This is a genomic window from Rhodopirellula maiorica SM1 (assembly GCF_000346295.1).
GTDB classification, from domain to species: Bacteria; Planctomycetota; Planctomycetia; order Pirellulales; family Pirellulaceae; genus Novipirellula; species Novipirellula maiorica.
This window is the reverse complement of the sequence record NZ_ANOG01000044.1, coordinates 1-1143: the sequence shown is the minus strand read 5'-3', so window position 1 is coordinate 1143 and position 1143 is coordinate 1. Positions and strand designations below refer to the sequence as shown.

The following is a 1143-nucleotide window of genomic DNA, read 5'->3' as shown; positions in this document are numbered from 1 at the left end:
CTGAGCGGTGCGCTGCACCGCCGCTTCGAAGCCAACGTTGTAGCCATGAATGAAAACCAACAAATACTTGATCGCTGGATTGAGCAACCGTTTCGGACAAGCGTTGATGAAAGTCGGTTTCGGCAAGCTCAATCGCACTGGTGAGGACAATATGGTCGCGTTGGTCTTCGTGCAGCTCGAATTTCAACAGACTCGGGCGTTCGACGAGTCCTCGTTGATGCGAATCAGGCACGGTGACTTCGCAGATCCCACGGACCAGCGTTCCTCGGTCGCCCGAGTAGGTCACACCATGCTTTTCAATATTGGCTTGCCCCATCGAGATGAATGCAGCGGCGATACAGGCGGCACCGCCGCCCATCAGCGCCGCCAATCCACCGGTTCGCGTTCTGCCTCGCAACCAATTCAGCAACGCGAACAAGAAGAGAGCAATCGAGGCGATGGCGATCAGCTGGACGACTTGCTTTTGACCGGTAATTTCGTAGTCCGAGAGGGACAAGGGGCCTCGCATCCGATCGGTCGCGTAGAAAACTTGAACGGTCGCAAAACCACCCTCGCCATTGTGCTGAGTTCCGGCGGGAAGGCTTTTGCGAACCTCGGCCGATGCGGTTGCCTGCATCTGCATGTCAGGAGCTTGCATCTGCATCGCTTGTGGCTCCAACTGCATCGCTTGCGGTTGTGGGTAACGGGCGTCGGGCTGCGGCGGTAGGACCGAGTATTCGGGCTGCGCTGCCGACTCGCGTCGCATATCGAACCTGCTTTTGGCGATCGGTTCGGGGGCTGGGGGCGCAAACGAGTGTTCGGGATCGGCGTTTGGAGTGGTCTCGACGGCGGATTCCTCATTCGCTTGCCAGCCATCTGCTTCATTCGCATTTTTTGATGAACATCCCACCAATGCCATCAAAACGCAGAAAGACCCTGCAATTGGGATTGGAAATCTCATCAGAGCCGACCTCGATTCTTGTACCGCGAAAACTAAAAACAGAGGCCGTGGCTATAGCATGCCGGGGGGTTAGAAGTCGATGGCAATACGGTGCGTGAGGGTGAGGAGACATGGAGTGAGGAGTGAGGAGTGAGGAGTTGGGAGTTGGGAGTTGGGAGTGGGGAGTGGGCTGTGGCTAGAAATGGCTGGTGCAAGCATCGTTT

Annotated in this window: 2 protein-coding genes; one reads left to right on the top strand and one right to left on the bottom strand. The window is 56.6% G+C overall.

Annotated elements, in window-relative coordinates; translation table 11 throughout:
• Nucleotides 1–138 (bottom strand): alpha/beta hydrolase (locus RMSM_RS43680; protein WP_390172492.1); only part of this gene is annotated, 138 nt, incomplete at its 3' end.
• Nucleotides 139–302: 164 nt separating this feature from the next.
• On the opposite strand from RMSM_RS43680, the gene RMSM_RS43675 reads away from it, so the two are divergent.
• Complete coding sequence (locus tag RMSM_RS43675; RefSeq protein WP_160168203.1) at nucleotides 303–467, top strand: hypothetical protein; 165 nt, start codon at nucleotides 303–305, stop codon at nucleotides 465–467.
• The last annotated feature ends 676 nt before the right edge of the window (nucleotides 468–1143 follow it).